Source organism: Pseudomonas sp. CCNWLW23 (assembly GCF_037095675.1).
Classification (GTDB): Bacteria; Pseudomonadota; Gammaproteobacteria; order Pseudomonadales; family Pseudomonadaceae; genus Aquipseudomonas; species Aquipseudomonas atacamensis.
This window is the reverse complement of the sequence record NZ_JBAWKM010000015.1, coordinates 104,517-129,898: the sequence shown is the minus strand read 5'-3', so window position 1 is coordinate 129,898 and position 25,382 is coordinate 104,517. Positions and strand designations below refer to the sequence as shown.

Below are 25,382 nucleotides of genomic sequence, written 5' to 3'. Positions count from 1 at the left end.
CTTGGCGTTTAGAACACGTCGGGCGGCTAGGGTGTTGTGGCCGTCGAGCCGACAAGCCACGGCGAAATTGCGCGCGTTGATCGATCATTTGTCCACGCGGCTTTTTCCTGGCGCTCATGACCGGTAAAGTTGTAACCGATTCTTGACACTATTCCATGCGCCATGGGGCGGCGATCTGTTGCACAATACGCCCCGGACTGTTTTCCCTCAGGATGTTCAATGTTGATTTCCACTCCCATGCGTGTTGTCGGGCTGGCGCTTTTGTTGACTGCGGTGGCCGGTTGTTCGAAGGACAAGCCGATCTATGAGCATGAGAACTTCGATGACTCCGGCACCTTTTCGCGCAATTATCCGGTGACCGACACCGCCAGTTGCGAAGCGGCCCGGCGCGCGTTGCTCAGTCAGGGCTACATCATTACCAGCAGTGATCCGAAGCTGGTCAGCGGTCACAAGAGCTTCCAGCAGACCGGCGAGACCCATCTCGAGATCAGCTTCAACGTGGTCTGCGCCGAAGATGGCAGCGCCGGCCATCATGCGACGGTGTTCGCCAACGCCTTGCAGGATCGTTATGCGTTGAAGAAGACCAACAACTCGGCCAGCCTCGGGGTTGGTGTGTTGGGCTCGGTGTCGATGCCGATCGGCTCCTCGGATGATTCGATGGTCAAGGTCGCCAGTGAGACGGTCACGGCGCAGAAGTTCTACGAGCGCTTCTTCACTCTGGTAGAGCAGTTCCTGCCCGCCGATGCGAAGAAAGCTGCACACATCGAAGAAAAGCCGAAAACCGATCTTGGTGTGCCAGAACCAAAAGCGGCACCTGCACCTGCGCCTCTGGTGCCGACACCGGCAGCAGAACCGGCCCCTGCGCCGGTTGCGGAACCTGCACCGGCCCCGATTGAAGCCGCGCCGGTGAGTTCCGAGCCGGTGGTACCGCCAGCGGAGTCGACGCCGATTACGCCTGCGCCAGCGCCCGTGGAAGAGCCCGCGCCGGCCAGCGAAACCATCACGCCACCGACCAACCCGGATATTCCTCCACCGTCCGAGCCGATTCCGGCGATGCCTGCGTCGGGCCAATAAGAAACCAAGCGAGACCCTGTGGGAGCGAGCCTGCTCGCGAAGCGGTGTATCAGTCGACAGATGATCAGACTGAGACACCGCCTTCGCGAGCAGGCTCGCTCCCACAGTGGTTTTCGGGTTGGCTTAAGATCTGGTTACATACCTGCGACATCATCGCCGCGATAAATCCCCAGCCACCTGCTACGTTTTATTCATGAAGGCTGCGTTTCACTTTTCCTTCACACGGGCACTTTATGCTCGGGGCACAGGTCGATTGATCAGGCCATTTTCATAGCGAGTAGTCGGGGGATTCATACGATGGATGAGTATCAGGAAGAACTGCTCGAATACCAGGCCTTTGAGCTGGATCAACCAGAGCCTGCAGACGACGCGACGGAGCTCTGAGCTTCAGGCTCCCGAGCGGTAATTTCGTCGGGATTCGCCGGGCGTCTGCCCGCTCCAGCGTTTGAATGCACGCTGGAAGGCTTCAGCTGAGGCAAAGCCCAGCAGGTAGGCGATTTCGCCGAACGCCAGTTCGGTGTCGCGGATGTAGGTCATCGCCAAATCGCGGCGTGTGTCATTGAGGATCGCGCGAAATTGCGTGCCTTCCTCTGCTAGTTTGCGCCGCAGGGTCCAGGTCGGCAGTTTCAGGCGTGCCGCGACTTCCTCGAGATCTGGCTCGCGGCCGCCGTTCAGCAGCGGGCCGAGCAACTGAGTGATGCGCTCGCGCAGGCTGCGGGTGCGGGTCAGTTGTTCCAGCTCCCGCTCGCACAATTGCAGCAGATGTCGCCAGGTGCTCGGGCAATGTTCAGGGTTGCGCAGGGCAAGGCTGTTCAGGCTCAGGCGCAGCTGATTGCGTTCGGCGCTGAACTGGATCGGGCAGTCGCCAAGCATTGTGTAGGCGTCGCGGTAATCCGGCGCTTCGAATTCGATTTCGATTCTCTCGGCGCGCAACGTTTCGCCGCACAGGCTCGACAACTGATGCAGCCAGCCGGCGAGGATCGAGTCGACCACGAAGCGGTTATAGGCGTTGTACGGGCTGATCGAGTAGAAGCGCAGCCACGCACCGTTGGCGTCTTCGTGGAAACTGGACTGCCCGCGATAGTTGGAACCGTATAGCGGTTCGAAGCGCGTCAGGCAGCGGGCCGCTTCGCGCACGGTGGGTGCTTGCGCGGCGGTGATGCCGGCCAGCCCAGCCTGATTCAAGCGGATCATCCGGCCCATGCGCAGGCCCAGGGCCGGATCGCCGGTCAGTTGAATCGCCGCATGGCCCAGGCGCATGTAACGCGGGATCGACAAGCGTGCCCCGGCCTCGGCCAGTCGCGCGGCATCGAGGCCGTATTGCTCGAGCAGAGGCAGCGGATCGGCGTCGTGGCTGCGCACGGCGTCGGCCAGACTGTGGACGAAGCCCACCGACAGATCCCCGAGGCGCATCGGCTGCGGCTTCATGGTTTACAGCCAGACGTTCAGCAAGCGCGCACCACGGGCCTCGCCATCGGCGAACTGCTGGCCGTTGCTGCTGAGAAAGCTTGTGCCGGTACTCGGCTTGTCCCAGAACTGCCCGCGCATGAACACACTCATGCCGGCAATCGCGTGGCTGCTCGGTGGTTGTGCGGTGAGGGTCAGTCGGTGCCAGGCCTGACCTTCACTGAGGTCGCCGGGCTTGAGGCTGACCGAGCCCGGCGTGCTCGAACCCTTGTAGCCACGCCATGGCTTGTCCCATGCGCCTTGGCCGATAACCTGCGCCGGCACCGCCACCAGTTGCGCGCCTTGCTCATCGAGGGTGCGGTAGTTGGCGGGGTACCAGCTGTCACTGCCGATCAGGATGCCCAGGCGTCCGGCCGGGGTATCGACGACCTGTATGGCGTGTTTGTCTTCGGCCTGAATCACACCTTGCTGATCAAAGATCGGATGCATCTGCCGCTGCGGCTGGCCCAACGGTACGCCGTCGCGACCAAATACCACGCTGCTGTTGAACAGGGCGCCGCTGCCGGGCTTGAGCCGGCCGTCGCGGATGCTTGGCTCCGGCAGCACGATGGAGCCGGCCACCAGGGTGACCTGGAACTCCTTGGCCAGACCGCCGAACAGCGCCTGGTAATCCTTGGCCATGGCCTTCGCTTTCATCCGCAGATAAGCGTCATCCAGACGTTGCTCGCCCTTGGCCCGCAGCCAGGCACGGGCAAACAGCAGTGGATTGCTCGCCGCCAGCCAGTTCATTGCCTCCGCCAGCGTTGGCGCCTGATACAACTCGTCTTTCTCGCCGCTGATCATCAGCCAGGTGCCGACGTGCTCGGGCAACACCACCACGGTTTTTTCGTTGAGCAAGCCCTGATCGCGGGCCTGCTGCAGATACGCCGCGAGTTTGCGGTGCAGGCGTGCGGAGCTTTGGTAATCGGTGGGGAACAGTTCGGGCTGAATGCCGAGCAGATTGCCACGGTCGGCGGGCGTGCCCTGATTGACGGCGAGCTTGATGCGCAGGTCCGACAGGTAATGTCCCGCCGGCCGGTCTGCCGCCCACATGGCGTAGGTGGTCAGGGCGGCAACGAGGGCCATGGAGAAAAACAGATACAGAAGTTTGCGCATGAAAACCAACAACAGCCGGGTACAGAGTGTGGCGCCTAGGGTAGGGCCCATGGCCCTGATTGCCAAGGGGCGCTGCGCATTTGGATCAATAACTTGTCAGTTACGGTCATTGAGTGACAGCGGTGCGACTCTTAGTCTGTCGAACATGACTGACGGGGGACGCAGAGCTCCCGCAACTTTTCCGTGATCGCTCGTTGTGGAGTTACCGATGACCGCCGCTCATTACCCGCATTTGCTGGCCCCGCTGGACCTGGGATTCACCACGCTGCGCAACCGTACCCTGATGGGCTCGATGCACACTGGCCTTGAAGAAAAGCCGGGCGGCTTCGAGCGCATGGCGGCGTACTTCGCCGAACGTGCCCGTGGCGGTGTCGGCCTGATGGTCACCGGCGGCATCGGCCCGAATGACGAGGGCGGCGTGTATTCCGGCGCGGCCAAGCTCACAACTGAAGAAGAGGCGCTCAAGCACCGCATCGTCACCCGCGCGGTGCACGAGGCGGGTGGCAAGATCTGCATGCAGATTCTTCACGCCGGGCGTTACGCCTACAGCCCGAAACAAGTAGCACCGAGCGCGATTCAGGCGCCGATCAACCCGTTCAAGCCCAAAGAGCTGGACGAAGAGGGCATCGAAAAGCAGATCAGCGATTTCGTCACCTGCTCGGTATTGGCGCAAACCGCCGAATACGACGGCGTCGAGATCATGGGCTCGGAAGGTTACTTCATTAACCAGTTTCTCGCCGCGCACACCAACCACCGCACCGACCGCTGGGGTGGCAGCTACGAAAACCGCATGCGCCTGCCGGTAGAAATTGTCCGTCGTGTGCGCGAAGCGGTCGGGCCGAATTTCATCATCATCTTCCGCCTGTCGATGCTCGATCTGGTCGAAGGTGGCAGCACCTGGGATGAAATCGTCATGCTGGCCAAAGCCATTGAGCAGGCTGGTGCGACCATCATCAACACTGGTATCGGCTGGCACGAAGCGCGGATTCCGACCATCGCCACCAAGGTTCCGCGTGCAGCGTTCAGCAAGGTCACGGCCAAGTTGCGCGGCTCGGTGAGCATTCCGCTGATCACGACCAACCGCATCAATACCCCGGAAATTGCCGAGCAGATTCTTGCCGAGGGCGATGCCGACATGGTCTCCATGGCCCGACCATTCCTCGCCGATCCGGACTTCGTCAACAAAGCCGCCGAAGGCCGCGCCGACGAAATCAACACCTGCATCGGCTGCAACCAGGCGTGCCTCGACCACACCTTTGGCGGCAAGCTCACCAGTTGCCTGGTCAACCCGCGTGCCTGCCACGAAACCGAACTCAATTACCTGCCGGTGCAGCAGATCAAGAAAATCGCCGTGGTCGGTGCCGGCCCTGCCGGTTTGTCCGCCGCCACCGTGGCCGCCGAGCGCGGTCATCAGGTGACGCTGTTCGATTCGGCCAGCGAGATCGGTGGCCAGTTCAACATCGCCAAGCGCGTACCGGGCAAGGAAGAGTTTTTCGAAACCCTGCGCTACTTCAACCGCAAGCTGCAAACCACCCATGTCGAGGTGTGCCTGAACACACGCGTCGACGTGGCCAAGTTGGTTGAAGGCGGTTACGACGAGATCATCCTAGCCACCGGTATCGCCCCGCGCGTGCCGGCGATTCCGGGCGTCGAGAATGCCAAGGTCCTGAGTTATCTGGATGTGATCCTCGAGCGCAAGCCGGTCGGCAAGCGTGTCGCGGTGATCGGTGCGGGCGGGATCGGTTTCGATGTCTCGGAATTTCTCGTTCATCAAGGCGTGGCCACCAGTCTGGATCGCGCGGCGTTCTGGAAAGAGTGGGGCATCGACACGCAACTGGAGGCCCGTGGTGGTGTGGCGGGCATCAATGCGGCGCCGGATGCGCCGGCCCGTGAGGTGTTCCTGTTGCAGCGCAAGAAAACCAAGGTCGGCGACGGTCTGGGTAAAACCACCGGCTGGATTCACCGCACCGGTCTGAAGAACAAGCAGGTGCAGATGCTCAACAGCGTCGAATACCTGAGCATCGATGACCAAGGCTTGCACATTCGCATCGGCGAAAGCGGTGAGCCGCAACTGCTGGCGGTGGACAACATCGTGATCTGTGCGGGGCAGGATCCGTTGCGTGAGTTGCACGATGGTCTGGTTGAGGCCGGGCAGAACGTACACTTGATCGGCGGCGCGGATGTGGCTGCGGAGCTGGATGCCAAGCGCGCGATTAATCAGGGTTCGCGGCTGGCGGCTGAGTTGTAAGCGCACCGCATCACCTGTGGGAGCGAGCCTGCTCGCGAAAGCGGAGCGTCAGCTATGAGGATTTCGCCTGACACGACGCCTTCGCGAGCAGGTTCGCTTGCAAACAGCAGGTTTTTTGCCACTGCTGTTAAGATGCCGGCTCTGCAGACAGAGCCGGCATTTATGCTTTTGCCTCCCCCCGACTGGCTAGCCCAAGCCCCCCTCGAACCGCTCCGTCTAGGCTGGCTGGCAGACGCCGGCATCGAGGTCGCGATCCTGCGCCTGGACCGCATCGACCCGCTGATCAGCGGCAACAAGTGGTTCAAACTCGTTGAACATCTCAAAGCCGCCGAGCGTGCCGGCGCCGAGGGCATCATCAGCCTTGGCGGTGCGCATTCCAATCACCTGCACGCGCTGGCGGCGGCGGGCAAGCGGCTGGGATTCAAAACCGTGGGACTGCTGCGCGGGCACCCGCAGGACACGCCGACAGTGCGGGATTTGCAAACGTTCGGCATGCAGTTGCATTGGCTCGGTTACGCCGGCTACCGCGCGCGGCACGAAGCGGGATTCTGGGTGCCATGGCAAGCGCAATTTCCTACGCTGCATGCGGTGCCCGAGGGCGGTGGTGGACTGGCCGGCGCCTTGGGTTGCGCAGCGATCAGGCAGCAGGCCGAAGAGCAATTGGCCAAGCTGGGCTGGAATGATTTCGACGCCTGGTGGCTGGCCTGTGGCACCGGCACGACACTGGCCGGACTGGCGCTCGCCGAGCAAGGCAAGCGCGTGGTGTACGGTGCTCTGGCAGTGCCGGATGATCACGGCGTAGCGCCGAACATCGAGTCGATCCTCGCGCACGCCACCGAGCCTGCGGCTGACTATCAACTGATCGATGCCAGCCGTGGTGGTTTCGCCAAAGTTGACCAGGCGTTGCTGACCTTCATCGATCAGACCGAGCAAACCAGCGGCATCCCTTTGGAACCGCTGTACACCGGCAAGGCCTTGCTGGCGCTCAAGCAGCATGTCGAGTCAGGCGAATTCGCGGTCGGCACGCGTCTGGTCTTTGCCCACACGGGTGGCCTGCAGGGACGGCGCGGATTTGCAGCGATGTAGCCGATGGTCGCGATCAATACATGCCAACCTGCGGCGTGATGATATTTGCAATCAATCGAAGTGCGAGTTTTACGGTTTATGACTTCTGTTTATTGAAAGTTATTGTTGTACGTTGGTCTGTGCAGCGTAACTCTATGTTGTTTATATCTTGTGGTTTCTTTTGGTTTGAATAGTTGGTTGTGCGTGATTATTGTCGGGTCGGCTCTTTAGTTTGTTATTAAAGATCAAAACTATATTTATCAATTTGAGTGTGAATATGAAAAGTCCGATCTCGAAGCCTCGCCCTATTACCACTACGTCAAAGCCGGTAACAACAAAGCCAGTTGCGCCAACCAAACCAGTTGCGCCAACCAAGCCAGTAATTCCAACCAAACCAGTGGCGCCGACCAAGCCGGTAGCGCCAACCAAGCCAGTAGCGCCGACCAAGCCAGTGGCGCCAACCAAGCCAGTGGCGCCGACCAAGCCGGTAGCGCCGACCAAGCCAGTGGCGCCAACCAAGCCGGTAGCGCCAACCAAGCCAGTGGCGCCAACCAAACCAGTGGCCCCGGTTGACACCAAGCGTCCGCCAATGCCATGGCCGACCCTTAACATCAACATCGATCCTGTGGCCTTGATAACGCTGATTCAAACAATTGGTGCGAAAGTCAATGTCGATGGCTCCACCACACTGCCTGACGGCAGCGTAGTCGCTGTAGATAAAACTTCGATCAAGCGTCCCGACGGCATCATTCAATATGAAGACGGCCGGGTAGAGTATCCGGACGGGCGAATCGTCTGGCCGGATAATACCGTTGAATATCCGGATGGCCGTATTGTCTGGGAAGATGGAACTGAACAATTGCCGGACGGAAGTGTTAAACATCCCGATGGTCTTGCGTACGATGCGCAAGGTAACCTTATTTCCGAATAAGTCATAACCAAGCGATGTCTTCATTCAAGGCCGTGCAAAAAAAACACCGCTGATTACCATCAGCGGTGTTTTAGTTTTCCAGCCTCAGGCGTTTTGCGGCATCTCACCGTTGGCCAGACGCTTGTTGATGTCGGCGATCACTTCCGGCAAATCGCTGATAGTGTCGATCATGTAATGCGGGCGCGAGCTTTCAAACAGCGCGTGGATGCGCTGGCGTTCGCTGGCCAGTTCGTCGCTGCCCAACGCGCGGAAACCTTCATAGTCCAGACCCAGCGCGTTGCCCGAGCAAATCAGCGCAACCGTCCACATGCCAGCCCGGCGACCTTCGAGAATGCCCGGCACGGTGTCGTCGATCTTCACGCACGCTGCAACATCGTCGATGCCCAGAGCGATCACGTTGGCCAACGCTTGCGCCGGCCATGGACGACCGTTGGGCACTTCGTCGGTGGCGACCACGTGGTCGGCGACGTAGCCGTTGCTGGCGGCGAGTTCGACGACTTTGTCCATCACCGCTTTCGGGTAGCCGGAGCAGGAACCGATCTTGATGCCTTGCGCGCGCAGTTGGGCGATGGCGTCCAGCGCGCCGGGAATCAGGGCCGAGTGCTCGGCGATTTTCTCGATCTGCAACGGCATGAAGCGGTTGTAGATAGCGGTGACGTCATCGTCGGTCGGCGTGCGACCGAACACCTTGCGATAACGCTCGGCCACTTGCGGCTGATCACAGAGGGTGCGGATGTGGTCCCACTTGCCCATGCCCATCGGCCCACGGGCTTCTTCGATCGATACCTGGACATCGAACTCGGCGAAGGCTTCGACGAAGATCTGCGTCGGCGCGAACGAGCCGAAATCGACCACGGTACCGGCCCAGTCGAGGATCGCGGCTTGCAGCTTGCTTGGATTGGTGTAGTTCATGGCGTGAATTCCTGATTTGAATATGAGATCAAAATGTGGGAGCGAGCCTGCTCGCGAAAGCGGTCTGACATCAGCCTATGTGTCGCCTGGGACGACGCTTTCGCGAGCAGGCTCGCTCCCACAGGGGATTTGAGGTGAGGCTCAGATGTCGAGCACTTCCATCTCGCGCAGCACTTCACCCACTGCTGCTACGGCCTTGCGCATTTCGTCCGGGGTGACGTGGCCAATGCAGCCGACGCGGAATGTTTCGACCTGGGTCAGTTTGCCGGGGTAGAGGATGTAACCCTTGGCCTTGACCCGCTCATAGAAGTCCTTGAACTGGTAGCGCGGATCCTGCGGCGCATGGAAAGTCGCGATGATCGGCGCCTGAATCGCCGCCGGCAGGAAGCTGCGCAAACCGAGCTTGTTCATCTCTTCCATCAGCGCCTGACAGTTCGCCGCATACCGCGCATGCCGCGCTGGCAGGCCGCCTTCTTCGCTGTATTGCAGTAGCGCTTCGTGCAGCGCCGCGACCACATGGGTGGGCGGGGTGAAGCGCCATTGCCCGGTTTTCATCATGTAGGCGTGCTGGTCGTACAGGTCCATCGCCAGCGAGTGCGAGTTGCCAGCCGCGGCGGCCAGCGATTCCTTGCGGGCGAAGACAAAACCCATGCCCGGTACGCCTTCCAGGCACTTGCCGGAGGCGGCGATCAGCGCGTCGAACGGTACGTTTTGCGCATCCACGGGCAATGCGCCGAATGAGCTCATGGCGTCGATGATCAGACGTTTGCCGTGTTGCGCAACGACCTCGGCGATTTCTGCCAGCGGATTGAGAATGCCGGTGCTGGTTTCGCAGTGGATCAGCGCCACGTGCGTAATGTCAGAGTCGGCGCGCAGCAAGCGGTCGACGTCGGCGGCGGTGGTCGGTTCGTCTTCGGCGGTTTCGAAGGTGCTGAACGACCGGCCGAGCACTTCGCAGATCTTCGCCAGACGCTTGCCATACGCGCCATTGATCAGCACGAGGATTTTGCCGTCGCGCGGCACCAACGTGCCGATCGCCGCTTCGACAGCGAAGGTGCCGCTGCCCTGTAACGGTACGCAATGGTGGCTGGCGGCGCCGTTGAGGATGGCCAGTAATTGCTCGCACAGGCTGGCGGTCAGCTGGTTGAAGCGGTCATCCCACGAACCCCAGTCGACCATCATGGCCTGACGGGTGCGGGCCGAAGTGGTCAACGGGCCGGGAGTGAGCAGAATCGGTGCGGCGGTACTCATTCGTGTGTCCTCGCGAAAACGCTGTGGGATGAAGCTACGGGGCCTACGTTGCAATTCGCCGTTGCATCAATCAAATTGTTTGTTGTTATGCCAGCCATCAGTGAGGGTTATCCATGAACCTGTTTCAGCTGCGCGCCTTCGATGCCGTGGCCCGCGAAGGCAGCTTCACCCGCGCGGCTGCGCGGTTGTTCATCAGCCAGCCGGCAGTCACCGGACACATCAAGGCACTGGAAGAGCATTACCAGATCACTTTGCTGCGGCGTACCGCGCGACGGGTGGAATTGACCGAGGAGGGCACCAAACTGGCAGCGATCACCCGCGCCATGTTCGGCCTGGCGGAAGAAGCGCAGACGCTGCTCGAGGCCAATCGGCAGTTACTGACCGGGCGTCTGGAGGTGGCGGCGGATGGGCCGCACATGGTCATGCCGATGCTGGCAAGCCTGCGCGCACGCTATCCGGGCATCACCGTCAACCTGCGTCTGGGCAACGCGCAGGAAACCCTGGCGGCGCTGTTGTCGGAACACGCCGATGTCGCGGTGCTGACCGAGGTCGAGCCGCGCAAGGGCCTGCATCTGCAAGCGCTGAGCGAATCGCGGATCTGCGCGCTGGTGCCGGCGGGGCATCGCTGGGCGAATCGCTCCGGGGAAGTGAAACTCAAGGAGCTGGACCAAGTGATCATGGTCCTGCGCGAGCCGACTTCGATTACCCGGCGCACGTTTGACCAGGCGTGTATGCAGGCGTCGATTCAGCCGCGGGTGTTGCTGGAGCTGGACAGTCGCGAGGCGGTGACCGAAGCGGTCGCGGCCGAGTTGGGGGTCGGTGTGGTGTCATCGGTGGAGGTCAGTCATGACCCGCGCGTGGTGGCGGTCCCGATTGGCGGGGAAGGGCTGGTGAACCGGCACATGATTGGCTGCATGGAGCGCCGGCGCGAGTTGCGCCTGATTCAGGCGTTTTTTGATCTGGCGCCAGCCGCACCGTGATCGTTCCCACGCTCTGCGTGGGAACGCAGCCCGGGACGCTCTGCGTCCCATCCAATAGCCGAACGCGGAGCGTCCGTTGAGGCATTCCCACGCAGAGCGTGGGAACGATCAGGACAGGGAGTGAGTCAGGTCAGGCTCTCGCGAACCATATCGAGAAACGTCGCCACCACCCGCCGCGAACTCTGTTCGCGCAAGCACACCAGGGTTTCGGTCAGGCGCCTCGTGCAGTCGGTGATCGGCAACGCGCAGACCCGTGAGTCGGCGCCGAACTCCGCCGCTGAAACCATACCAACCCCGATCCCCACCACGACGGCTTCGCGCGCCGCTTCCCGACCTTCAACCTGAATCGCCGGGCGAATGCGCAAGCCCGCTCGGGCCATTTCCTCTTCCAGGGTCTGCCGGGTTACTGAACCGATCTCACGCAGCACCAGTGGCGTGTCATCCAGATCGGCCAGACAGATCGATTCGCGCTCTGCCCACGGATGATTGCGCGAAACGAACGCCACCATCGGATCGTTGCGCAACGGCACGCACAGCAAGCGTTCATCGGTCACGTCGCGGCCGAGCAGCGCCAGATCGGCCTGATAGTTGAACAGGCGAAACAGCGATTCATCGGTATTGCCGGTTTCGATTTTCACGCTGATCCCCGGGTAGCGCTCGCAGAACCGCGCGATCTGCGGCAACACGTGGATCGGCGCGTCCACGGCGAGAATCAGGCTGCCGGTCTGCAGGGCCTGGGATTCCTGCAGCAATTCCTGCGCTTCGGCTTCGATCACGAACAGGCGCTGGGTGATCGCCAGCAGGCGCTCGCCCAGGTCGGTCAGGCGCACGGAACGTTTATTGCGGTGAAACAGCAGCACGCCGAAGCGTTCTTCGAGTTTGCGTACCTGGTCGGAAATCGCCGGTTGCGTCAGATAAAGCCGCTCGGCGGCGCGGGTGAAGCTGCCATGGACGGCCACCGCATGGAACGCTTTGAGTTGGGCATGAGAGACGGACATGGTGGCTCCAGTAACAAGCTCAGCTTATGTGTGAAATACGATAAATCGATTTTATTTATTAAACAGTAATTGCTTTGATCGGCTCACGCCATCGCTGACTGTTCGGTCGAACAGCAGCGCCGGCCCATGAGCCTGTGCGTGCAACAGCAGACTCATCTGACCGTTATCGCCGAAGGGAAGGGGCGGTAACGCAGTGCTCAACAATAAAAAACACAGGCGTTTTTCTTAATCGATTCTGCCGGCACACTCACACCCTGAGGTCAGAACCACCATGAACAAGCACATCGGCACCCTGGCGCGTTGGCGCGTGCAGATCTTCGCTATTACCTGGCTCGCGTACGCCGCGTTCTACTTCACCCGCAAAGCCTTTTCGGTAGCCAAACTGGGCATCGCCGAAGACCCTGATTTCACCCTCGACAAAATGGCCATGGCCAACCTCGACGCGATCTATCTGGCGGCGTATGCCCTCGGACAGTTCACCTGGGGCATGCTCGCCGATCGCTTTGGCCCGCGAGTGGTGGTGTTTGGCGGCTTGCTGATATCCGCCGCTGCGGCGCTGGTGATGGGCAGTTTCGCTACATTGCCGATCTTCGCCACATGCATGTTGATTCAAGGTTTGGCGCAGTCCACTGGCTGGTCCGGGCTGTGTAAAAACCTTGGCAGCTTTTTCCCGTCAGAGCAGCGCGGGCGCGTGCTCGGCTTGTGGAGTTCCTGTTACGCGTTTGGTGGTCTGGTCGCCTCGCCGTTCGCCGGCTGGTGGGCCTACACGCTGGTCGGCACCTGGCACGCGGCATTCATTTCCAGCGCGGCGGTGGTCGCGGTGGTCGCCGTGCTGTTCTTTATCTTCCAGCGCAACAAACCGGAAGACGTCGGCTTGCCGGCGGTGGAGCCCGAGCCGGAACTGACCGCCGAAGAAGCCGCAGCCAACAGCAAACTCAGCGTCTGGGAGCCGTTGAAGGAAATCCTGCGCAACCGCACGGTGCTGGTGCTGGGCCTGGCGTATTTCCTGCTGAAACCGGCGCGCTACGCGATTCTGTTGTGGGGCCCTGTGATTGTTTTCGAACAGATGCCCAGTGTCGGCAAGGTCGGCGCGGCGATCATTCCCACCGCGTTTGAACTGGCCGGATTGCTCGGGCCGATCATGATCGGCCTGGCCTCGGACAAACTGTTCGGCGCCCGACGCATGCCGGCCTGCGTGCTGAGTCTGCTGGCGCTGACCGTGACGCTGGCGCTGTTCATGGCTGCGCTGAACACCGGCAGCGTGTTGCTCGTTGTCGCGTTGCTGTTCGTCATGGGCCTGACGTTGTACGGCCCGGACTCGATGATCAGCGGTGCGGCGGCCATCGATTTCGGCAAGGCCAAGGCCGGTGCCACCGCCGCCGGTTTCGTCAACGGCTGCGGCTCCGTTGGCGCGGTGCTCGGCGGTTTGCTGCCGGGCTACTTCGACTCGGTGACGGTGTTTATCGTCTTCGCCGGATGCGCGCTGTTCTCGGCGCTGGTGCTGATTCCGCACTGGAACAGTCGGCCGGTCGGCGTGATGGAGCCGCGCGCGGCGATCCCCAACTGCCCGCTGAGCGTCAAACCGCTGCGTTCCTGAAACCCTTCGCCCCGTGGCCTGCTGCGCGGTGCGCGGCAGGCTGCGTCGTGGCTATCTGACTGGAGATTTCCCATGCGACCGTTCTGGCTCGAGCAAGCCTTGCAGGCCGACCCATCCGAGCAGTGTCCACCGCTGCAAGGCGAGGTGCGCACGGATGTGTGCATCGTTGGCGGTGGTTACACCGGATTGTGGACGGCGATCATGCTCAAGCAGCAAAACCCGGAGCTGGAGGTGCTGCTGATCGAAGCAGACATCTGCGGTGCCGGCGCTAGTGGCCGTAACGGTGGTTGCGCACTGTCATGGTCGGCCAAGTATTTCACCCTGGAGCGCTTGTTCGGCGTCGAAGAAGCGGTGCGTCTGGTCAGGGAGTCGGAGCGCAGCATCCATGCGATCGGCGAGTTCTGCGAGCAGTACGGCGTCGATGCCGACTACCGCCTCGACGGCACGCTGTACACCGCGACCAATCGCGCCCAGGTCGGCGCAACTGACGCGGTGATCGCGGCGCTGGAGCGTAACGGCATCAACTCGTTCAGCCAGCGCCCGCTTGCCGATGTGCAGCGCATGGCTGGCTCAGCAAAACATCTGGAGGGCTGGTTTTCCCCGGCGGCTGCCAGCGTGCAACCGGGCAAGCTGGTACGCGGTCTGCGCCGGGTGGCGCTGCAATTGGGCGTGAAGATACATGAAGGCACGGCGATGACCGGTCTGGAAGAGGGCCGCCCGGCACGCATCCACACACCCAGCGGCAAGGTCATCGCCGACCGCGTGGTGCTGGCGATGAATGCGTGGATGGCCCGCGCGTTTCCTCAGTTCGAGCGCAGTGTGGCGATCGTTTCCAGTGACATGCTGATCACCGAACCGCGCCCGGACCTGCTGCAGCAAATCGGTTTGACCAGCGGCGTCAGCGTCCTCGATTCGCGGATCTTCGTGCACTACTACCACAACACCCCGGACGGCCGGATCATGCTCGGCAAGGGCGGCAACACCTTCGCCTATGGCGGGCGGATGCTGCCGGTGTTCGATCAGCCGTCGCCTTATGCCGGATTGCTCAAGCGCAGTCTCGGGGATTTTTTCCCGGCCTTCGCCGAGGTCAAAATCGACGCGACGTGGAACGGCCCGTCGGATCGTTCAGTGACCGGTTTGCCGTTCTTCGGCCAGATGAGCTCGGCGGGCAACGTGTTTTACGGCTTCGGTTATTCCGGCAGCGGCGTCGGCCCGTGTCATATGGGCGGGCAGATTCTCGCCGCGCTGGTGCAGGGCCTGGATAACCCGTGGACCCGTTCGCCGCTGGTCAACGGGCCGCTGGGTTATTTCCCGCCGGAACCGATTCGCTACCTCGGCTCGCTGATGGTGCGCAACGCCATCCGCCGCAAGGAGCGCGCCGAAGATCACGGGCGCCGGCCTCGGCATCTGGACGTGCGCCTGGCGAAATTCGCGGCGGCGGCGGGCAAGGCGGACAAAGGCTGAGGCGCCGATCAATGCTCGGCGCGGTGGCTCAGCCAGTCGAGCAACAGGCTGTCGCGCGCGGGCGCTGATTCGCGCTCCGGTGGCTGGCGTGCGTGGCTGAGGCACAGGATCGGTCGGTCCGGATCGCTGTCGAGGAAACTCACCCACACGTCACTGCCGGCACGCGGTAATTGATCGATGGCGACGGGGCCGCTGAACCGGCTCATGGCGATCGGCAGCCACAGGGCGTCGCTGGCGGATTTATCCGCAGACGGCCACAGGCTTACAGCGAGGCAGCCGTTTTCGTCCACTTGCGCAGGTTGCCCAGGCGCACCCGCGACTTTCGCCAAGTGATAACCGGCAATATTCGGGCGAGCTTGTTTGAGTGGCGGACGGAAATCGGTCGACCAGGGCTGCGCAGTGAAGTCGTTGTGATAACGCTGAACGCTTGGCGCCGGATCAAGTATCGAAGGGTGCTGCCCTTGGTGGCGCACGGCGCATATCAGCCATTGTTCGTTGAAATGATGAATCGGATGGTCGGCCACAAGCAGCAGTCGTCCACTGAGCAAATCGCTGCAATCACTGCGCCCGTGAATGGAACGCAACTGGCAGCGCTGGCGTTGCAGATGGCGCCGGCTGCGCTGTTCGGCGTACAGACGTTCCGGCGATCGCGCGGGCATCGGCAACTCGGTCGAGACCTCGTTGGCGGCTTCGGCGTTGCCGGTTGGCTGGCCACGATTGCGCACCGCATGCAGCATCGGCACGGGCGCCGCGCGATGTTGTTGATAGAGTGCGCTGACGCAGGGCGATGGTGGTTGCTCATCAGCATTGAAAGGGATTTCGACCGGTTCCTGCGGCAGACTCAGGCTGTCGTCGGCGAACACCACGACGTGTCCGTCCGGCCCATGTTCGAAGTGATAGTGGATGCCTTCTTCTTCGCATAGCCGCTGCAGCAGGGCCAGATCGCTTTCTTCGTACTGAATGCAAAACGCCCTTGCCGGGTAGTGACCGACGCTCGTTTCAATGCGGTAGCTGTGCGCTGGCAGGGCATGTTCTTCGAGCAGTTGCTGGATGATCTGCGGCGTACTCAGGTGAGTAAACACGCGGCGCTTGTGCTTTTGCGCCAGTTGTTGCAGATGCGGCACCAGAATCAGTCGATAGCCGACCCGATGGGTCCCGCGATGTTCGCAGCTGGCGCTGGAAATGACGCCGTGGAACCCGTGCTGCTCACTGAGCCGCAGAAAGGCCGGCCGGTGCAGAAAGGATCCCGGGACGATGGCCGGGGCCAGGCCGAGCAGTTCGATGTCGAAACGGTAAGGCTGGTTCAGCGCTTCCTCGCCGCGAAAACGCACCACCGGCAGGCGCAATCCGCTGTCGGTCAGCGTAAGGGTGAAGGGACTTTCCTTGTCATTGAGCATTCGAGCAGGCCCTGTCAGGCGATACGGGGTTTCAAGGGTACGAAACCGTCGGCCTGAATGGTCATGTCAAAGGCGCTTTTCAGAATCCCCCTACATGCTTTGGTGAAGATGTCGATTCCGTCGGCTGTTTTTTTGGTCGATTGCCGACTTTAGGCCGTATAAACTTGCCGCCACGCGTCGGCCAATAGATGTCTCGGCGCCACAGATCAAGAGAGTGAGTAATGGGCGCACAGTGGAAGGTTAAACACAAAGAAGCGGCAGCCAACGCCAAAGGGAAGATCTTCGGCAAACTGGTGAAGGAAATCACCATTGCTGCACGCAACGGTGCCGATACCGCCACCAACGCACACCTGCGTCTGGTGGTCGAACAGGCGAAGAAAGCCTCGATGCCAAAAGAAACCCTCGATCGCGCGATCAAGAAAGGCGCCGGTCTGCTGGGTGAAACCGTGCAATACCATCGCGTGACCTACGAAGGCTTCGCCCCGCATCAGGTGCCGCTGATCGTCGAATGCGTCACCGACAACATCAACCGCACCGTCGCGGAAATCCGCGTGGCGTTCCGCAAGGGCCAGTTGGGCGCTTCCGGTTCGGTGGCGTGGATGTTCAACCACGTCGGCATGATCGAAGCCTCGCCGGACAGCCCGGATGCCGATCCGGAAATGGCTGCGATCGAAGCCGGTGCCCAGGATTTCGAGCCGGGTGAAGAGGGCGCGACGCTGTTCCTCACCGATCCGACTGACCTCGACGCTGTGCAGAAAGCCCTGCCCGAACAAGGTTTCACCGTATTGTCGGCGAAACTCGGCTACCAGCCGAAGAACCCGGTCAGCGGCTTGAGCGACGAGCAGATGGCTGAAGTCGAAGCGTTCCTCGAAGGCCTCGACAACCATGATGACGTGCAGGACATGTTCGTCGGTCTGGCTGGCTGATCTGTCGCGCCAGTAATGACCTCTTCGCGAGCAGGCTCGCTCCCACACTGGAATGTATTTCAACTGTGGGAGCGAGCCTGCTGGCGATTGACCGTGCAGCGGTCACAGGTTCTCCAGCACCTCGATCACTTCACTGAACCCCGGCCGCCCCAGCACATCGGCCTGACAGCAACGTCGTTCCAGCGCCTGCAGTTGCGCGCGGCGCTCCGTACTCAATCCTGAGTCGACACGCTCCAGCAATTCCCCCAACAACACACCGAACGCACGGACTTCCAGGCGCTGCAATGCGCGCGTCTGCACATCATCGCCGGTGGCATGAAACGACGCCGCGCCGAAATCCCCGAGCAGACAATCGCCCTGATCGTTCAACAGAATGTTGTGGCCATACAGATCGCCGTGGGTGATGCCTTGGCGGTGCAGGTGCTCGGCCGCTGAGGCGATGCCTTTGGCGACGCGCAGGGCGACCTCGGCGGGGAACCGGCAATCTTCGGCGTAAACATCCCGCGAGCACGAGTCCAGGCTGGGCAAACCGGCGAGATTGCCGAAGCTCGGATCAATCAGTTGCATCACCAGCCCCTGCTGTTGATCGGGATGGCCGCTGATGCGCCCTTCGACGCGGATCAGGTTCGGGTGCAGGCCTGCGGTGATGCAGGCGTTCATCTCATGCAACGGCGAGCCGTCGCTGGTCATCTCGCCTTTGTACAGCTTCACCGCAACCGCCAGCGCCGTGCCGTCGTCGCGCTGCCAGACTGCCCTGGAAATCACCCCGGAAGCGCCTTCGCCCAGTTGCTGCTCCAGGCGCAGCGCCGACCAGTCGATCAGCGGCGTGGCCTCAAGGGCAGCGGCATCGGCTTCGGTCTCCAGCGGATTGCCGGCGTAGGCCAGCCAGGTCAGGCTCGGCAAGGTCAGCAACCACTGCGGCAGTTCGCTGAGTTGGTTGGCAGCGATGCGCAGCAATTCCAGCCGATGGCAGTGGCGCAGGGAGTCTGGCAGCGTTTGCAGCCGATTGCCGGCGAGCATGAGCTTCTGCAAAGCGGGGCGTTCACCAAGTTCGCTGGGCAGGCGTTCGACGCGGTTATCGGTGAGGATCAGCCAGCGCAGCTGCGGCGGCAGGGCGGCAGCGGGCACATTGACGATCCGGTTGGTCTTGAAGCCGACCATGGTCAGCGCGGTGCACTGGCCGAGGCACGCCGGCAGTTCGCTGAACTGGTTGTCGGAGCAGAACAGCACGCGCAGGCGGGTCAGGCGATGCAGATCCTCTGGCAGGTTGCTCAGCGCGTTGCCGCTGAGATTGAGCACTTCCAGCGTCTCGGCCAGTTGGAAAATTTCGTTGGGGAATTCGGTCAGCCCGCAAGACAGGTCGAGGCGGGGGATGCCGGACAGCTCGCCGGCGCGCAGTTGAGCAAGGGTGTGCATGTCTGGTTTCGCTATTGATCGGTGGAGCGACGCGGGGGCGCTGGAATGGGCGACATGATAGCGGTAAAGCGGATGCTGAACGGATTTTGAGTTGTCCCGGGACCTTGTGGGAGCGAGCAGGCTCGCTCCCACAGGGCTCGCTCTCACAGGGTAGGGAGTCAGTTGGGAGCGTGGATTTCCTGCAATTGCCCCAACCGGCTGCGCGTGCGCGCCAGGTCGATGGCGTGACCTTCCAGGCTCTGGCCCAGCGGCAGTTGGCCGAGCAGGGTCAGGTGTTTGTCCTGATCGTAGAGCACGTCGATCAGATTGATGAAGCGCTGCTGCACGGCGATCGGACATTCGCCGAGCTGCGGCAGCTCATCGATGATCCACTGGTCGAAACGCTGGCACAGTTGCAGATAATCCATCACTGCCGTTGGCTGTTCGCACAGGTCGTTGAAGGTGAACGCGACTCGCCGGCCTTGGCAAAAACGGGCCTGAAGCTGGCGCTTGCCAACTTCGAGGGCAAGGGCAGGCGCGTCGGCTGGTGGCAGGTCCAGTGTCTGACGTTGAGCTGCCGTCGCCGGCCATACGTAATGTCCTTGGGTAAACACTTGATGCGTGTGTTGGCGGTTGAGTGCGCGGTAGTCGTGGGCGCCACCGACTTCCATCACTCGCATGCGCGTGTTGATCAGCTCGATCACCGGTTTGAAGCGCGCGTGATACAGCGGATTAGGCAGCAGGCCCTCGGGTGCATAGTTGGAGGTCACCAGCAGCATGATCTGCCGTTTGAACAGGGCCTTGAACAGCCGCGTGATCAGCATCGCGTCGCCGATGTCATGCACGTGAAACTCGTCGAAACACAGCACCTGGCAATCTTCCAGCAACTCATCCAAGGTGATTTCCAGCGCGTCTTCCTCCAAGCGATGACGGAACATGCCGTCGTGCAACCGAGCGAAGAACTGATGGAAATGCAGGCGGCGTTTGCGCGTGATCGGCAGCGCCTGGAAAAAACCGTCGAGCAACCAGCTCTTGCCGCGCCCGACGGCGCCGTACAGGTACAGACTCGGCGGGGTGTGGCCGCTGTCGCCGAGCAGCACGCTGGCTTGCTGCGCCATGCAGTCGATGACTTGTTGCTGACTGCGGCTGAGGGTGTAGCCCTGGCTTTTGGCCTTGTCACGGAAATAATCGCGGATGGTCGCAGCGTGGGCATCGTGGCCGGCGCTGGCGGGCAGGCCTTTGCCGAACAGGCGGCGCAGCAACGGCCAGCGTTGGCTCAGTCGTGATCGTTTCGGCGTTCGGGCGGGCACGCGGGACAGGCTCCTGGTTTCTCAGACCGGCTCCACAGCGAGCGCGGTGGCCCCAGTGTAACCAGAGCCCGGGCGTCGGCTCCATGAAATATCACCATCAGAACGGTGGCGATTGCTTGAGCAACTCTGCCGCCGGCGAGTCGGTCGGGCTGACCACCGCATAGTTGTAGCCCGGCCCTGACCAGTAATCGGCCTGCAGATCGCCATCGCTGCGCGAGCCACGCGGCAGCAGGGTGTTTTTCGGCCCCGGTGGACGCAGGTAAAAGCTCACTTTGTGACCGCTGCCATCCTCATACATCACCATCGCCGCCGCGCCTTCATCGGTGCTGAGCAAGCGCCCGCTGACCGGCTCGAATCCGGCAGCTTTCAAGTCCGGCAAGCGCCCGGCACCGCTGAAGTAGCGGTCGAGCCAACGCTGCATGTCGCCGTCGCTGTCGACCTTGTAATCGGCGGGCAGTACGCCTTGCTGGGCGATCAGGCGATAGGCTTGCAACGCGTCAGTCATCGGCAATGGCGCAGGGCGCGCCAGGGTCATTTCCCGGGCCTGCCAGCCACTGAAACCGCCGATGCTCACGGCAATCAGCAACACCGCCGCGCTGGCCAGGTGGCGACGGGACTGCTGGCGGCGGCGCTGGCGAATCATCATCGGGTCGAGCGCCGGATTGGCCGGTTGCTGCAAGGCGCCACTCAGCGCTGCGCGCAACTGCTGGGCGTCGCGTTGCCAGGCGCGCACCTGAGCCGCTTCTTCAGGGTGGCTGGCCAGCCAGGTCTCGAGCACGCGCCGATCGGCGTCGCTGAGCTGGTGGTCGACGTAGGCGTGCAAATCTCGTTCGCTGGGAGGCAGGCTGATCATTTGAGTATCCGCAAGGAAGGGCTGCTGATTTCGCCGTCGCTGAGTTGGCGCAAGGCCTGGCGGGCGCGGGACAGGCGCGACATCACGGTGCCGATCGGGGCGCCGAGGATCTCGGCGACCTCTTTATAGGACAGACCTTCCACCGAGACCATCAGCAGCAAAGCGCGCTGTTCGGTGGGCAGGCGTTCGAAGGCTTGCAGGGTCGACTGGGCAATCACGGTGCGTTCCACCGACGGCTCGGCATCGTCGCGACCGGTGAAAAATTCCAGCATGCGCGCATAGCGCCGCGAGCGACGGTGCGCATCGAGAAATTGCCGATAGAGAATTGCGAACAGCCAGGCGCGCAAGTCGCCTTCGGCGCGTTTTTCCCCCCACGCCGCCAGCGCCCGCTCGAGGCTGGCCTGGACCAGATCGTCAGCGCTGCTGCTGTTGCGCGTCAACGACACGGCGAAGCGGCGCAATCTGGGAATGATTTCTCTCAACTGTTCGTCGAATTCGCTCATGAATTTCTGCTGGTCGCTACGCTGTGGACTAGGAAGACGCCCGTCAGCGCAGGTTATTCCCCGTGCGCAAAAATAAATACCGCGCCGTGGAATAAACCCGGACGGGGTGCGTCTTGCTGACTCTTTCCACTTGTGGCCGATGGCCTGGAGATATTCATGGTTGATCGCTCGTCCCCCAACGCTGCACCGCCCGGCAGGCCGCCGCGCCAGCCACTGAGCGCCGCGAGCCTGATTTTTCGCCTGGGCGGCATTGCCGTGATTGTCGCCGCCGTGGCCGGGGCGTTTGCCTACGTGCATGGCAACCTTGACCCACAACGATTGACGCCAAAAGCGTTGGTCGATGTGCTGGAAAAGAACAACGGCGTGCATCCCGGCTTTCGTCGCAATCACGCCAAGGGCGTGTGCGTGATAGGCCATTTCGAAAGCAGCGGCGAGGCGCGCGCGTTCTCCACGGCACAGGTGTTCAACCTGCCGCAGACACCGGTGGTGGGGCGTTTTGCCTTGCCGGCCGGCAATCCCTATGCGCCGGACAGCGCCGTACCGATCCGCAGTCTGGCGCTGCGCTTCACCCAGGCGAACGGTCAGCAATGGCGCACCGGCATGAACAGCATGCCGGTGTTTCCGGTGGGCACGCCTGAAGCGTTCTACCAATTGCAGCAGGCGCAGTCGCCGGATCCAGCCACTGGCAAGCCCGACCCGACGAAGGTGCCGGCGTTCTTTGCTGCACACCCGGAAGCCGTGCCGTTCTTGACGTGGGTGAAGACCGCCAAGCCTTCGGCCAGCTACGCGACCGAAACCTATAACAGCATCAATGCGTTCTATCTGGTCGATGGCAACGGTAAAAAACAGGCCGTGCGGTGGAGCATGACCCCGTTGGCGCAGGACGCAGCAGGCGCCACAGCCCCTGAAGGCGCGGACTTTCTCGAGAAGGATCTGGTGCACCGCCTGGCCGCCGCACCTTTGCGCTTCCAGTTGAACATCACCCTGGCCAACGCCGACGACCCGGTCAACGATGCCAGCAAGACCTGGCCCGCAGATCGCAAAGTGCTGAACGCTGGAACCCTGGTGCTGGAGAAGACCCAGCCGCAACTCAGTGGCGAATGCCGTGACATCAACTACGACCCGCTGGTGCTGCCGGCCGGGATTCAAGGCTCGGAAGATCCACTGCTGGCCGCGCGTTCGGCCGGCTACGCCGATTCCTACCTGCGTCGCACCAGCGAAGTCAGCCAGTTGCCCGCCGCCAAACAGGAGGCTCGTCCATGAGCAAGCAACCGACGCATTTCGTTTTGCTGGCGCGCCTGCTGCACTGGCTGATGGCGCTGATGATCATCGCCATGCTGTTTATCGGCGCGGGCATGGTCACTTCGGTGTCGTCTCGCCATGAATGGCTGATTCATTTGCACAAGCCGCTGGGCATCGCGATTCTGGCGCTGGTGATCGTGCGCCTGCTGGTGCGCTTCACCACACGACAACCGCCACTGCCGGATGATCTGCCGGGCTGGCAGGTGCTGGCAGCCAAGGCTTCCCACCTCTTGTTGTATGCGTTGATGCTGGTGTTGCCGCTGCTCGGCTGGGCGATGATCAGTGCCTCGGGCGAGCCGGTGATGCTCACGGCGTCGCTGCATCTGCCGTCGATTGTGCCGGCTGACGCGCAACTGTTTGCGGTGCTGCGCAAGTCCCATGGCTATCTGGCGTATCTGCTGTTTCTGACGGTGCTGCTGCATCTGGCGGCGGCGCTGTTCCATGGCTGGGTGCGTCGTGACGAAGTGCTCGACAGCATGTTGCGCGGACGTGATCGCGGCTGACCGCTTAAAGCAAAAGATCGCAGGTCGGCTGCGATCTTTTGTCGTTACAGAGGAGGGGATCAGCGCAGGGTGTCGACCATGTCGGCGAGGGTGGTCAGCACATCCTTGCCCAATTGCTTGGAACGTTTGCCCGACCAGCCGGTGATCTTGTCCGGGTGGTCGTCGTGGTCCTTGAACGGCATCTCCAGGGTCAGCGACAGGCAGTCGAATTTCTGCCCGACGCTGTTGCAGGCCAGGGTCATGTTGGCCTGTCCCGGTTCGTCGCGGGTGTAGCCGTAGGTGGTCTGGAAGTCTTTGGTGGTGTGCTTCAGATGGCTGCGGAAATGCTCTTCAAGCTTTTCGATGCGCGGTGTAAAGCCAGGATTACCTTCACAGCCGGCGGTAAAGACGTGGGGGATTTCCTCGTCGCCGTGCACGTCGATAAACGCATCGACGCCATATTTTTCCATCTGCTGCTGGACGAAAAGCACTTCCGGACTGATGTCCTGGCTAGCGTTCTGCCAGGCTCGGTTCAAGTCCTGACCCATGGCATTGGTGCGCAGATGGCCATGGAAGGCGCCGTCCGGGTTCATGTTCGGCACCAGATACAGATCGGCGCTGGCCAGCAGTTTGTTCAATACCGGATCGTCCTGGCGCTCCAGACGCTCAATCACGCCTTCCATGAACCATTCCGCCATGTGCTCGCCCGGATGCTGCTGGGCGATGATCCAGATCTTGCGCTGGCCTTCGGCACCGGTGCCTTTGCGCAGTAGTTGAATGTCGCGGCCCTCGACACTTTTGCCGGTCGCCAGCAATTCGGTGCCAGCCTTGCTCAGCGCCTGTTCGATCAACCAGTCGTGACGGCCGCGGCTGTAGGGCTCGAAGTAGGCGAACCAAGCGTGGGTCTGTTCGGCTTCGAGGCAAAAGCGCAGGCTGTCGCCTTCGAAGCTGGTGGGGATGCGGAACCAGTTGACGTGGTCGTAGGAAGCAACTGCCTGATAGCCGGTCCAGGCCTTGTTATAGGAGGACTGGCTGGCATTGACCAGACGAAACCAGTGTTCCTGATGCACATGCAGGCCGCTGGCCTTGAAGTGGAACCACTGAAAATGAGCGCTGCGGGTGTCCGGGCGGATGGCCAGAACCGGATTGAGCGGGTTGCTGATGTCGATGACTTGGATATTGCCGCTGTCGAAATTGGCGCTGATGTCGAACGAAGATTTGGCCACGGTCATAATCGCTTCCAGAGCAGGATTTTTATGACCGGTACTTTACACGCAGGCAGGGCTGAAACCGAGGGGAATTGCGGGTGTAGCGGGGGGCGTCTTCCGTGACGCGCCAGCAGCTTAGAGGCTATGCGATTGATTCTCAAGTGCTGATTGCCATTAGTTTTGCCCAATGTCGCCGGGCTCGGCTTGCCAATCAATATTCTTTTGATATTATCCGCGCCATCGAATTTGCAGCACCTAAAGACTTCATTAGCCTGAAGACACAAGCCCGAAAAACGGGCAAAAAAAGACCCGGCAAAAAGCCGGGTCAAAAACCGTGATTAGCCTGATGAGGAGATAGTCCAGAAGACCGACCTAAGGTCTCTGGTCCATCGACTGATCTCGCGACCAGCTGCTTGCAATAATAATCATTATCATTTGCAAGTCAAATGTTTTTATCTGCGCGATGGGAAAATTCTTTCCTGCCCGCCCGTACCTTGTCCGCCGTGACTTCGTCGTTGTCGATCGAATGGTCGACCATCGCCCGCGCCATATCCACCATGTGCACCACCGAAAAGGCCAGATCGCGATTGGTGCCTTGAAGGTTTTCTGCGGCCTTGAACGCGGTGGCGGCTGCACATCGCAACAGATCCGAGGCATGCACCAGCGCTTCCTCGCCGCTGAGATGGCCTTTGACATTGAAAAAACGTTCGTCCGTCTCGGGTTCTGAAACAGCCGGTTTCAAGTAGTAGTCCAGCGCGCGCTGTGCGGCGGCATTGCCTTGAGGGGAGGTGAAGCTGGTGTCGATTTGCAGATCGGGCAGGTCTTTGCTGCTGATGTTCATCATGAAACGTCACTCCATGTTCGATTGAAAGTCCGTTTCCTTAGGATAGTACCGCCTGTATTTGTGACGAGAATTTAAATACT

General features: G+C 61.4%; 23 protein-coding genes. 11 read left to right on the top strand and 12 right to left on the bottom strand.

What is annotated here, in order from left to right; all coding sequences use genetic code 11:
• Nucleotides 1–219 precede the first annotated feature (219 nt).
• Entirely contained in the window at nt 220–1,074 is an 855-nt protein-coding gene (locus V8J63_RS19200; RefSeq protein WP_110600741.1) for a DUF2242 domain-containing protein, read from the top strand.
• 387 nt (nt 1,075–1,461) lie between these two features.
• Here V8J63_RS19200 and V8J63_RS19195 read toward each other — a convergent pair whose 3' ends face one another.
• Nucleotides 1,462–2,502, bottom strand: a complete 1,041-nt coding sequence (locus V8J63_RS19195) for an AraC family transcriptional regulator (RefSeq protein WP_122612105.1) — start codon at nt 2,500–2,502, stop codon at nt 1,462–1,464.
• Between the two features lie 3 nt (nt 2,503–2,505).
• Complete coding sequence (locus V8J63_RS19190; protein WP_122612106.1) at nt 2,506–3,636, bottom strand: nitrilase-related carbon-nitrogen hydrolase; 1,131 nt, start codon at nt 3,634–3,636, stop codon at nt 2,506–2,508.
• 208 nt (nt 3,637–3,844) lie between these two features.
• Here V8J63_RS19190 and V8J63_RS19185 point away from each other — a divergent pair, with 208 nt between their 5' ends.
• The 3 genes from V8J63_RS19185 to V8J63_RS19175 all read left to right on the top strand — a co-directional run bounded on the left by V8J63_RS19185 (nt 3,845) and on the right by V8J63_RS19175 (nt 7,880).
• A complete protein-coding gene (locus V8J63_RS19185; protein WP_336464501.1) occupies nt 3,845–5,884 on the top strand; it encodes an NADPH-dependent 2,4-dienoyl-CoA reductase in 2,040 nt (679 codons plus the stop codon).
• A gap of 162 nt (nt 5,885–6,046) precedes the next feature.
• Nucleotides 6,047–6,970 (top strand): 1-aminocyclopropane-1-carboxylate deaminase/D-cysteine desulfhydrase, encoded by a 924-nt coding sequence (locus V8J63_RS19180; protein ID WP_130889200.1) that lies wholly within the window; start codon nt 6,047–6,049, stop codon nt 6,968–6,970.
• A 211-nt stretch (nt 6,971–7,181) separates the two neighbouring features.
• Nucleotides 7,182–7,880 carry a hypothetical protein gene (locus tag V8J63_RS19175; protein ID WP_277751624.1) on the top strand — a complete coding sequence of 233 codons (699 nt, stop codon included), beginning with the start codon at nt 7,182–7,184 and terminating at the stop codon, nt 7,878–7,880.
• Between the two features lie 84 nt (nt 7,881–7,964).
• On the opposite strand, the gene phnX is transcribed toward V8J63_RS19175, so the two are convergent.
• Complete coding sequence (gene phnX / locus V8J63_RS19170) at nt 7,965–8,792, bottom strand: phosphonoacetaldehyde hydrolase (protein ID WP_150634910.1); 828 nt, start codon at nt 8,790–8,792, stop codon at nt 7,965–7,967.
• 141 nt (nt 8,793–8,933) lie between these two features.
• Nucleotides 8,934–10,043 (bottom strand): 2-aminoethylphosphonate--pyruvate transaminase, encoded by a 1,110-nt coding sequence (locus V8J63_RS19165; RefSeq protein ID WP_336464500.1) that lies wholly within the window; start codon nt 10,041–10,043, stop codon nt 8,934–8,936.
• Between the two features lie 113 nt (nt 10,044–10,156).
• Between V8J63_RS19165 and V8J63_RS19160 the strand changes: the two genes are divergently transcribed.
• Nucleotides 10,157–11,023 (top strand): LysR substrate-binding domain-containing protein, encoded by an 867-nt coding sequence (locus V8J63_RS19160; protein WP_125927383.1) that lies wholly within the window; start codon nt 10,157–10,159, stop codon nt 11,021–11,023.
• Between the two features lie 125 nt (nt 11,024–11,148).
• Here the strand turns inward: V8J63_RS19160 and V8J63_RS19155 are convergent, their stop codons facing one another.
• Entirely contained in the window at nt 11,149–12,021 is an 873-nt protein-coding gene (locus V8J63_RS19155) for a LysR family transcriptional regulator (protein ID WP_336464499.1), read from the bottom strand.
• 271 nt (nt 12,022–12,292) lie between these two features.
• On the opposite strand from V8J63_RS19155, the gene V8J63_RS19150 reads away from it, so the two are divergent.
• Together V8J63_RS19150 and V8J63_RS19145 are read left to right on the top strand one after the other, a co-directional pair.
• Complete coding sequence (locus tag V8J63_RS19150) at nt 12,293–13,618, top strand: MFS transporter (protein ID WP_336464498.1); 1,326 nt, start codon at nt 12,293–12,295, stop codon at nt 13,616–13,618.
• Nucleotides 13,619–13,690: 72 nt separating this feature from the next.
• Nucleotides 13,691–15,082 (top strand): FAD-dependent oxidoreductase, encoded by a 1,392-nt coding sequence (locus V8J63_RS19145; RefSeq protein WP_336464497.1) that lies wholly within the window; start codon nt 13,691–13,693, stop codon nt 15,080–15,082.
• Between the two features lie 8 nt (nt 15,083–15,090).
• Here V8J63_RS19145 and V8J63_RS19140 read toward each other — a convergent pair whose 3' ends face one another.
• Nucleotides 15,091–16,479, bottom strand: coding sequence for a type VI secretion system Vgr family protein (locus V8J63_RS19140; RefSeq protein WP_336464496.1), 1,389 nt, complete (start codon nt 16,477–16,479; stop codon nt 15,091–15,093).
• 221 nt (nt 16,480–16,700) lie between these two features.
• On the opposite strand from V8J63_RS19140, the gene V8J63_RS19135 reads away from it, so the two are divergent.
• Nucleotides 16,701–17,405, top strand: a complete 705-nt coding sequence (locus tag V8J63_RS19135; protein ID WP_073471330.1) for a YebC/PmpR family DNA-binding transcriptional regulator — start codon at nt 16,701–16,703, stop codon at nt 17,403–17,405.
• Between the two features lie 102 nt (nt 17,406–17,507).
• Here the strand turns inward: V8J63_RS19135 and V8J63_RS19130 are convergent, their stop codons facing one another.
• The 4 genes from V8J63_RS19130 to V8J63_RS19115 form a co-directional block, all read right to left on the bottom strand.
• On the bottom strand, nt 17,508–18,821 hold the full coding sequence (locus tag V8J63_RS19130; RefSeq protein WP_336464495.1) for a protein kinase: 1,314 nt from the start codon (nt 18,819–18,821) through the stop codon (nt 17,508–17,510).
• 158 nt (nt 18,822–18,979) lie between these two features.
• Nucleotides 18,980–20,110, bottom strand: a complete 1,131-nt coding sequence (gene zapE, locus V8J63_RS19125; protein ID WP_336464494.1) for a cell division protein ZapE — start codon at nt 20,108–20,110, stop codon at nt 18,980–18,982.
• A gap of 97 nt (nt 20,111–20,207) precedes the next feature.
• Nucleotides 20,208–20,963: an anti-sigma factor family protein gene (locus tag V8J63_RS19120; protein WP_024013445.1), complete on the bottom strand. Its 756-nt coding sequence runs from the start codon at nt 20,961–20,963 to the stop codon at nt 20,208–20,210.
• Nucleotides 20,960–21,466 (bottom strand): sigma-70 family RNA polymerase sigma factor, encoded by a 507-nt coding sequence (locus V8J63_RS19115; protein ID WP_336464493.1) that lies wholly within the window; start codon nt 21,464–21,466, stop codon nt 20,960–20,962. The genes V8J63_RS19120 and V8J63_RS19115 overlap by 4 nt, the downstream gene beginning before the upstream one ends.
• Before the next feature lie 156 nt (nt 21,467–21,622).
• Here V8J63_RS19115 and V8J63_RS19110 point away from each other — a divergent pair, with 156 nt between their 5' ends.
• Together V8J63_RS19110 and V8J63_RS19105 are read left to right on the top strand one after the other, a co-directional pair.
• Nucleotides 21,623–22,729, top strand: coding sequence for a catalase family peroxidase (locus V8J63_RS19110; protein WP_336464492.1), 1,107 nt, complete (start codon nt 21,623–21,625; stop codon nt 22,727–22,729).
• Entirely contained in the window at nt 22,726–23,271 is a 546-nt protein-coding gene (locus V8J63_RS19105) for a cytochrome b (protein WP_160768781.1), read from the top strand. The genes V8J63_RS19110 and V8J63_RS19105 overlap by 4 nt, the downstream gene beginning before the upstream one ends.
• A 59-nt stretch (nt 23,272–23,330) precedes the next feature.
• Here V8J63_RS19105 and V8J63_RS19100 read toward each other — a convergent pair whose 3' ends face one another.
• Nucleotides 23,331–24,482, bottom strand: coding sequence for a M14 family metallopeptidase (locus tag V8J63_RS19100; RefSeq protein ID WP_122698442.1), 1,152 nt, complete (start codon nt 24,480–24,482; stop codon nt 23,331–23,333).
• A 95-nt stretch (nt 24,483–24,577) separates the two neighbouring features.
• Here V8J63_RS19100 and V8J63_RS19095 point away from each other — a divergent pair, with 95 nt between their 5' ends.
• Nucleotides 24,578–24,796 (top strand): hypothetical protein, encoded by a 219-nt coding sequence (locus V8J63_RS19095; RefSeq protein WP_073471324.1) that lies wholly within the window; start codon nt 24,578–24,580, stop codon nt 24,794–24,796.
• A 104-nt stretch (nt 24,797–24,900) separates the two neighbouring features.
• Here the strand turns inward: V8J63_RS19095 and V8J63_RS19090 are convergent, their stop codons facing one another.
• A complete protein-coding gene (locus tag V8J63_RS19090; protein WP_125927407.1) occupies nt 24,901–25,299 on the bottom strand; it encodes a DUF6124 family protein in 399 nt (132 codons plus the stop codon).
• Nucleotides 25,300–25,382 lie beyond the last annotated feature (83 nt).